The 9,128-nt window shown below is 33.6% G+C and carries 9 protein-coding genes; all 9 read left to right on the top strand.

Annotation, left to right across the window (positions count from 1 at the left end):
* The first annotated feature begins 314 nt into the window (after nucleotides 1-314).
* The 9 genes from AB1414_02380 to AB1414_02340 all read left to right on the top strand — a co-directional run bounded on the left by AB1414_02380 (nucleotide 315) and on the right by AB1414_02340 (nucleotide 9,039).
* Nucleotides 315-626 (top strand): helix-turn-helix transcriptional regulator, encoded by a 312-nt coding sequence (locus tag AB1414_02380; GenBank protein ID MEW6606289.1) that lies wholly within the window; start codon nucleotides 315-317, stop codon nucleotides 624-626.
* Nucleotides 627-744: 118 nt separating this feature from the next.
* Nucleotides 745-1,665 (top strand): tyrosine-type recombinase/integrase, encoded by a 921-nt coding sequence (locus tag AB1414_02375; GenBank protein MEW6606288.1) that lies wholly within the window; start codon nucleotides 745-747, stop codon nucleotides 1,663-1,665.
* Nucleotides 1,617-2,420 (top strand): phage antirepressor KilAC domain-containing protein, encoded by an 804-nt coding sequence (locus AB1414_02370; GenBank protein MEW6606287.1) that lies wholly within the window; start codon nucleotides 1,617-1,619, stop codon nucleotides 2,418-2,420. Before AB1414_02375 ends, AB1414_02370 begins: the two co-directional genes overlap by 49 nt.
* Nucleotides 2,392-2,583 (top strand): helix-turn-helix domain-containing protein, encoded by a 192-nt coding sequence (locus tag AB1414_02365; protein MEW6606286.1) that lies wholly within the window; start codon nucleotides 2,392-2,394, stop codon nucleotides 2,581-2,583. The genes AB1414_02370 and AB1414_02365 overlap by 29 nt, the downstream gene beginning before the upstream one ends.
* A 174-nt stretch (nucleotides 2,584-2,757) precedes the next feature.
* Nucleotides 2,758-3,681 carry a DUF4373 domain-containing protein gene (locus AB1414_02360; protein MEW6606285.1) on the top strand — a complete coding sequence of 308 codons (924 nt, stop codon included), beginning with the start codon at nucleotides 2,758-2,760 and terminating at the stop codon, nucleotides 3,679-3,681.
* Nucleotides 3,632-4,063 (top strand): hypothetical protein, encoded by a 432-nt coding sequence (locus AB1414_02355; protein MEW6606284.1) that lies wholly within the window; start codon nucleotides 3,632-3,634, stop codon nucleotides 4,061-4,063. Before AB1414_02360 ends, AB1414_02355 begins: the two co-directional genes overlap by 50 nt.
* A 103-nt stretch (nucleotides 4,064-4,166) precedes the next feature.
* Nucleotides 4,167-6,149, top strand: a complete 1,983-nt coding sequence (locus AB1414_02350) for an AlwI family type II restriction endonuclease (protein ID MEW6606283.1) — start codon at nucleotides 4,167-4,169, stop codon at nucleotides 6,147-6,149.
* A 76-nt stretch (nucleotides 6,150-6,225) separates the two neighbouring features.
* Nucleotides 6,226-8,184, top strand: coding sequence for a Dam family site-specific DNA-(adenine-N6)-methyltransferase (locus tag AB1414_02345; GenBank protein ID MEW6606282.1), 1,959 nt, complete (start codon nucleotides 6,226-6,228; stop codon nucleotides 8,182-8,184).
* Nucleotides 8,185-8,316: 132 nt separating this feature from the next.
* On the top strand, nucleotides 8,317-9,039 hold the full coding sequence (locus AB1414_02340; protein ID MEW6606281.1) for a hypothetical protein: 723 nt from the start codon (nucleotides 8,317-8,319) through the stop codon (nucleotides 9,037-9,039).
* The last annotated feature ends 89 nt before the right edge of the window (nucleotides 9,040-9,128 follow it).

Raw genomic sequence — 9,128 nt, 5'->3', positions numbered from 1 at the left:
CTTGGGTTGTTGATAAATTGTGTGAGATACGTAGACGCTTTAGATTCTCACAGATGAACAAATTATTAAAATCATCTTCGGTGTTTAATTTAACCATGGAGGTCACCTCTTCACATTCGTATATTTTCGCAAGAATGATACCACAACAAATGTTTACAAGTCAATGTTACTGATGACATTAACTATCAATTTAATCGTAAAAATGAGGGTTTTCTGCTATTTGAAAACTCTTTTTGTTGCTGTTGTGATTTCCCTTCTCCAAGTTATTTTTTGATAGATTGCTTTCTCATATAATCAAGGCACCATCGAATTTGATGAAAGGAGGAAAGTACATGCCTGTCAACGGAACAGGGAAAGTTCAGAATCGCGACCGAGCCACACCGCTACCAAGGTTTTATCTTATTGAACACAGAAACAATCTGGGTTTATCCGTGGAGGAAGTATCCAGAATGTTAAATCTCTCTCATTATTACTATTACCAAATAGAGAGTGGCCGAAGGGGTCAGAAACTACCGATACCACTCGTATTAGAACTCATCAGAGTCCTGCAGATCGATGCGATCAAATTTCTAGAGCTCGAGAGTGAACATGTAAAGAAACACAACGAATTCAATCGGATGAAGTAAAAAAAGACGCCAAGCTTGTATTTGGGGTACAAACCTGGCCAGTAGAAAAGCGACCGCCCTTCTACAATTCCGATTATACAACTCATTACTAAAATAACAAACCATTGAAAGGATAAAAATGGACGACAAGGGCTTTTTTCGAGAGATCATCGATATTTATATACAGAGATTCGATATCAAAGAAAACACCAAGCGATCCTATGGGAAGATGCTTGCCCAGTTCGCTGAGTTCGCTGATGGCTTGCCTAACCTACCAACTAGGCAAGATGTCATGGCTTATCGTGAACAACTAAAGTCCAGGCTAAGAGCTGCATCCGTTCAAAAACACATTGTAGTCATAAGGGGATTTTATCGATGGTACTACATTGAAGGATTTGGACCCAATGCAGCTGAAGGTGTAAAAGGTATGAAGATTGAATCCGACTTTAAGAGAGAATCATTATCTCTTGAAGCGGCTATTAAACTATTAAACAGAGCTAAACGCTATGCGAGTAAGAGCATCATTGGAAAAAGAGATCATGCTCTGATCGCGCTATTATTAACAACCGGATTAAGAACGATTGAAGTGGAAAGAGCAGATGTGGATGATATCAGCTTCGTGGATGAAACCAAGGTGTTATACATCATGGGTAAAGGTCACGATGAGAAAGATGCGTATGTCAAACTCTCTCCAGAAGTGTATGGCTTGATTGAAGAATATTTGATCGAGCGACAAGATGAATATAAACCACTTTTCATTAATCATACGAAACCCTACCAGGGAACAAGACTGAGAACACGAATGATTAGTATGGTGGTTAAAGAAATGCTTAGAGATATCGGGATTGATGATCCCAAGTATTCTGCCCATAGCCTTAGGCATACAGCAGCTTCTTTAGCGCTGGACTTGGGTGGAGATTTAGATGCAGCACAGCAATTAATGCGCCACAAAGACATATCTACCACGAAGATTTATGCTCACCGATTGAGCAAAGCTAAGAATCATCTTGAGTGGCAGATAAGCACAGCGCTATTCCAAACTACCAAAAAGAAAAAGTGAAGGGAAAACCTATGATTAGAGAGTTTGAACACAATGCCTATGGCAAAGTTCGTGCCACGATAGTGGATGATGAACCTTGCTTTAACCTGAAGGATCTCTGTCGCATGTTTGAGATTAAAAGCGTATCAGAAGTCCGGACCAAACTGAACGACACCAGTATAAAGCTTGTGAGCGTTCCCCACGATAAAACACATCAAAATATGTTCTTTGTTACCGCAGACCACCTATCCACCATATTCTTCCAATCCAAGCGTAAAGACGCAGAAGTGATTGGTGATTGGTTGTATCGAACCGTATTACCTCAGCTCATCCGTTATGGCATCTATCAGATTGAGGATTTTGAGAATCCGGATAAGATTATCGAGTTCCTGGATGAGTTTCAAGAACTAAAAGTAAGAGCGAATGTCCTAGAAACCACACTCAAAATGAATACACCAAAGATTAAAGCTATTGATAACTTGTTGGGTACTACAAGTTGTGTGGATCTAGATATGGTTCATGAAGTGATTCGCTTCAAGAATATCGGTCGAGATGTCTTATTAAAGATTCTAAGAACTGCCCATGTTTTAGATGAGCAGAACATACCTTTTCAAGACTTCTGTGATAAGAAGTATTTCAGAGTTGTTGAAGCGAAAGTGGTATCGGGTGGAACAGTTATTAAATCAACCAAAACATACGTCTATAAAGGCGGAATTACATTCATCGAAAGGATACTAAAAGAATACGATGGAAACAAACAACGTAAAGAAAAATGAGAATGTCTATAGCGTTAATGAACTTCAAGAGATACTGCAGGTCAAGAGACCGACACTTTTAAAGTATATCAAGACCAAGAAAATCAAAGCTTTCAAGGTTGGGAACCAATGGCGAGTGACTCAAGAACACTTAGATGAATTCATTCTAAGAAACATGAAGTAAGGACAACTGTTAGCTGCTTCACACTTACCGGTAATGCTTGTGAACAGTCATGTGAACTACAAGGCAACATACTGCGAACAGTGTATCAAGTATGCGTGAAGTGGCTTTCAAGTATCATTTAGTAAAAGCCCTTATTGGGCGATTTTTAACTATACCTAGGGAAAGGAATAACTCATGGCACGACCATTCAAACAAGGCTTACAATACTTTCCTCTCGACGTGAATATTTTTGAAGATGAAAAGATACAAGATCTCAATCTCGCATTTGGTTATTTAGGTGAAATCATCTATATAAGGTTGCTCTCGATGATATACGCCAATGGATACTATTTGGAAAAATCAATCTCATCACTCGCAAGAACCCTCATGAAAAGCATCGGCGCGAACTGGACACCAAACCCAATCGACATCGAAGAGGTCATTGTCTATTGTGGGAAAGTGGGTTTATTTAACTACGATCTACTGAAGGAAGATGTGATCACATCAAAATCGATTCAAAAACAGTTCATTTTATCTACCAGAAGAAGAAAGAATACCGGGCAGGATAAATACTGGTTATTGGATGAAAAAACGATGTTGGAACTAAGCATTTTTAACAAAACATCAAAAAACAATAATGTAGACAATAATGGAGTTATTGATAACACAAATGGCGTTATTGGTAGCAATAATCAAGTTAATGCAGACAATAACCGAGTTAATGTTGACAAAAGTACACAAAAAGAAAAAGAAAAGAAAAAAGAAAGAAAAATTGATAAAGAGGATAAAGAAGATAAAGGGCCGTACGGCCTCCCTAAATTACATTTTATTACCAATTCTTTAATCAAAAACAAATACATCGATGAGTCATCTCTTGACATCATCAAATTTAATATCTTGTTTGAAGATTTAATCCATGGGTATGGTTTTGAAGATGTTTTATCAGCTGTAGATTATGTGGTTAAGTATTCTAAGAACCCTAATCCACCCATAGAAGATAAGTTCGCTTTCATGAGGGAATCAGTTCAAACAAATTTAAAGCAATTTGAACACAGGAGGAAAACAGCCAATGAATCATTCGAATCGTGGATTAAACGAACCCTTTTACAAGTGGATTGATGATGTTAGAAGAGCGATGAGAAAAGAAAAAGAACTTCAAGAAAAACTAGAATTCTACAATATGAAGCTCATTGGATACAAAGGAGTATCGTATGATCGCATTGGATCTTCTGGTTCACGATCCTCTGGTGATAGTGAGTTATTATTTTGGTTAGATAAGATAGACATAATTGAGAAACATGTTTTTAATAACAATAAAATAATAAGCAGTTATTATTCTTTTATTTCAAAAATAACATGTGATGAGATTTTGCTTCTCAAACAGTTAACAATAGATAAAAAAGCGAATATTAAAAATGAGGTGAATCTCTATTCTAAATCAGAAAAATTCAAAAGAATAAATATCATGATTAGAAAATGGATGAATTACATGGCAACATAACTACCCTCGTTCTAAAAAAATGTAAAATTAACGATTGATTCCCTTATTTATGTTCGATTTAAGCGAGAATTTGATATAATTTTTACAATGGGAGTTGATTAATATGACATTTAAGAAATATGTTTGGACAATTGGGAACACCACATTTAGAGAAAGTAATCTTAATCTCAAAATTGAAATTCAGCTAAATACACTCAAAGAGCTATTTTTGCTTTATCCTGATGAACAGTGGGCTCCTAATCTTCAGAAGAAGTATTATGATCTACTATCTACTAAAAGTATTGACGGTAAACCCTTTATTAGAGGAACAGCTCCGAACAAAGCAAAGGATGCTAGACAATTAACATCTGCGTTGGCAGACCTAGGTTTAGTTGAAAGAGATTCAAGAAAACTCACTGAAATAGGGAATAAAATCTTATCTATACGTGAACTAGAAGCAGGGCAAAATGATGAGTTTTTTGAGATTGATAAAGACAGCTTTGTCTATTTAAAACAACTTCTTAAAACGCAAATATACGAAGATGACATAAAAATTAAACCCTTTCTGGCATTTCTATACCTAGTAACAAAACATGAATATCTCAGTAGACAAGAGTTCACATATTTATTACCAACTTGTCTAAGCGTATCTGATGTTATTGATACCTCGGAAACAATTGTACAGCTACGAAATGGCGAAGTTTCTATCGATGCCATAATCGCTGACAAGATCTCAAGCATGTCAAATTATAACGAAGCTTTAGAACTGCTGCTTAGTGCTCCAGATGTTTCTGAAGATACCATTACAGCAATAGGATTTAACCGTAAATCTACTTCATATGACAAACCTATATTTCCAGTATATCAATGTCTTTTTGATATGTTCATAAACAAAGATATTGATTCTGTCGAAGCAAAAATCTCAAAAGCTAAGAGATTACATTTAATGCTGAAGAAGATTAATAGTAATCAGCAAGTTTCGTGGAGAAAATACTTAAAAGTTAACAACAGAAGAATTAATTCAGATTCTATTGAGAGAATTTATGAGAATGAACTTTTTAATAGTTCTACGGATAATGCATTTAAGGAAAAGTTCTTTTATGCATGGCATACGATGAAATGGGAGAGTACTCTCGAGGATTACTTTGATTTAAATAGAAGATATTTTTTGCTTACAGACATAATTAAGTATAATCAAGAACAATTTTCATTAACAACTTTAGCTTCAGCATTTTTTGAAGATTTAGTTGATGATTTGCTTCAAGAACCATTACTAAATCAAGAAGAATACACAATTAACTATCTTAATGATGTATCATTAGTGGATATTAATCCTGTTTTGGATAAAAGCAAGACTGATGTTTATCGTAGTGTTCAAATTAAGCTTGGTATTGATCCTGAGATTACAGACATTGAGCTGTTCTTAAAGAATAAGAGGAATCAAGAGTTTAATGAGCTTATTGATCTAAAATTTCCAGAAGAAGTACTACTTGAATTAATGGATTCATTTATTGATAGAAATGATGAACGGATTAAGGAATTAGTCACAGACGATGCAACCCCATCGACATGTTTCGAGTATATCATAGGTATTATCTGGTATAAGCAAAGCGGTAGGAACGGCTTTATAGAAGATTTTCTCAAACTGTCATTGGATGCGAATTATCTGCCTAAATCACATGCCATCGGAGGTAATGCAGATCTAGTGTTTACTTATGAAGGCACTGATAATTATCCAAGGCATAATATGCTTTTGGAAGTTACACTGAGTGAAAGAGATTCGCAAAGACAAATGGAATGGGAACCAGTAACCCGACATCTTGAATCTCAGCTTCTAAAGTCTGGGAATGTTAATGACTATTGTGTCTTCGTTGCTTCTGTATTGAGCAAGAAGACCATGCAAACATTTAGACTACAAAAAGATTATGAAGTTGAAGGGTTTGAAGATGCAAGAATTAAAATAATCACATTAGATGGAAGAGATATAAAGCAAATTATTCTTAATAATCGAGATTATGCTTCACTTTACTCTATTTTTGAAAATGCATTTTTATCACCAAGAATTAGCAGTGAATGGTATCAAACAGATATTGTAACAACTTTATAGTTTTTTATGCTTTCATTTAGGTATATCATAAGTTATAATAGATGCATTAGATGCCTAAAATGGAAATGGAGTCAGTATGGAAACGATAGCAATTAGAAATAGAAGATATTTAGGGAGTAAAACCAAACTGATTGATTTTATTAAAAAAGTTGTTTTGGATGAATGTGTTGGAATCAACAGCTTTGCAGATATTTTTGCTGGAACGGGTAATGTGGCAGCGACATTTAATGATCTTCATACATCGATAATCGTTAATGATATTCTTCAATCAAATTATATTGCATACAATTCGTGGTTCTCTGCAGAAGAATTTGATCATGAGAAAATTCAAAATTTGATAAACAACTATAATTTGATTGAATGTGAGACAGATAATTATTTCTCTATCAATTTTAAAGAAACGTATTTTAATACAAGCAATTCTCGATTGATTGGTTATATTAGGGAAGATATTGAATCAAAATTTAATAACAATGAAATCAATAAAAGAGAAAAATCAATTTTGATAACTTCATTAATTTATGCCATGGATCGTATAGCAAATACGGTTGGACATTACGATGCGTATATTTTAGGTAAGGCTAAGAGTGATCGAATTAAGATGCTAATGTTGGACTTACCATTGAATGAAGTAAATAGAAATAATCTGATATTTAATAGTGATGCAAATGAGTTAGTGAAAACAATTGAGGCTGATTTGGTTTATATCGATCCGCCTTACAATTCACGTCAATATTCGGATGCTTATCACCTATTAGAAAATGTTGCTAAGTGGGATAAACCCGAAGTTTTTGGTGTAGCAAAGAAAATGAAACGTGATGAATCCATAAAGAGCAAGTACTGTCTTAGTTCAGCACCTCGTCATTTCTCAGATTTAATCAGCAATATAAAGGCGAAGTACATATTGGTCTCATACAACAACATGGGGACCAACGGTGCTGGACGTTCACAAGCAAAAATCTCTGATGCAGATATTATTAATGCTCTTTCAAAAAGAGGAGAAGTAAAAATATTCGAAAAAGAATTTAATCAGTTTACAACAGGTAAATCGAAGATTTTAGACCACAAAGAGCGGTTGTTTCTCTGTATTGTTGGTGATGAACAAGAATATAGTACGTTAGAGAAAATTAATGGTTATGCAAAGTCTCCGCTCAATTATACAGGAGGAAAGTACAAATTAATACCTCAACTTTTTGATCGGATGCCGAAAAAACATGATGTTTTCATTGATTTATTTGGCGGGGGATTTAACGTAGGAGTTAATGTTAATTCACTTACAACGATATATAATGACAAACAGAAGGAAGTTGCAAGACTAATAAAATTGTTTTATAAGTATGATTCTGAATACATAATTGATAAAATTGACAAAATTATTAAGAAGTATGGTTTGAGCGACACAAATCTGAATGGTTACGAGTATTACGGATGCAGTAGTGACAATGGGGTTGGCTCATTCAATAAAGAAAGTTATTCAAAATTAAGACAACATTACAATTCATTAAAGAACTCTGAAGTTAAAGATTTCGAACTATTAACACTCATTATTTTTGCATTTAATAATCAGATTCGATTTAATTCGAGTAAAGAGTTCAATATGCCAGTTGGAAAGAGAGATTTAAATTCATCGACAAGAAGAAATATTAAAGATTTCGCTACCATGATTAAAAATCACAATTTATTCGTTTATTCTAAGGATTTCAAAGAGATAAAAATTGATCAATACGCAAACGCATTTATATACTGTGATCCACCATATATACTTGGTAACGCAAGTTACAATGAGAACAATGGATGGTCACATAAAGATGAAATTGATTTGCTCGACTTTCTTAGTAAAGCGTCATTGGCAGGACATAAATTTGCCTTATCTAACGTCGTTGAACATAAAGGTGAGGTACATAATGTATTACTTCAGTGGGCTTTAAATAATAGATATAATATCATATATTTAAACGCTAACTATAATAACTCAAATTATCAGATTAAGGATAAGAATGGCAAAACTCAAGAAGTATTAATAACAAACTATTGATTTTTCGTCATGTATTAGCGTTCAGACTAATACCTAGGATCATTTTTTTCTTGACCTAATCACCATAGTTATGAGAATAACAATTGTTATTAACAACAGATTAACTTAATTAAAAATGATAAGGTAATTATTATGGGAACAATGACGATTAGTGAAGATATAAATACATACTATAAGAAGATGAAACTTGAGATTGACAAATACAACTCACTTTTACTCATGGTAGCATATGATTCTGAAAAAAATAGTATTGTTTATCTAGAAAACAATCTAGTCTTTTATAGAAATCATATTCAAAATTGCGTATTTGGGAAAATGCATTATAACATTATTGGAGATACAGAGTTAATTACCCATATATTAAATTACATCAGTATCGTAAAGTCATACTTAAATAGGAAGAAACGTTCAATTGAACACAATTTCAAGTTTCATTATAAAGATGAAATACTGAAAATTTTTGAGAAATATTGGAAATCAAAAAGAGGTCAAACTATATTAGATAGACTTATTTTAATTAGAGATCAATTTGAACATGAACAGCTATTTGGTTTCGCTATTAACCACTCTTTCGATGGTGTTATCGCGAGAGAACGGATTATGATTGATGATGTTGATATCTCTGTTCTATTTTATGACGCGTATATTGAATTAAAAAACTTGAATTCAGAAATTACTAACTATATCAATAGCGAGATTAGAAAAATCAACCTAAATCATTGTTTGCATTTTATGTATGCTTTTCACAGAAAGTTCAAGTCTAAACCATTTACTAATCGAGTTATGATTCGTGAATCGCAAGAAGATATACTTTTCTATGATCAACTCATATTAGATATCAACAAATCCAAGTAATCATTATCATTTCTACCGATAATACTTGTGAACAGTAATGCCAAGTTATCAGCAATGCAAGAACAAGCCATGTTCAAGTAGTTGTTAAG

It is taken from the genome of bacterium, from assembly GCA_040755795.1.
Taxonomy (GTDB): Bacteria; UBA9089; CG2-30-40-21; order CG2-30-40-21; family SBAY01; genus JBFLXS01.
This window is presented reverse-complemented; position numbering and strand designations above follow the sequence as displayed.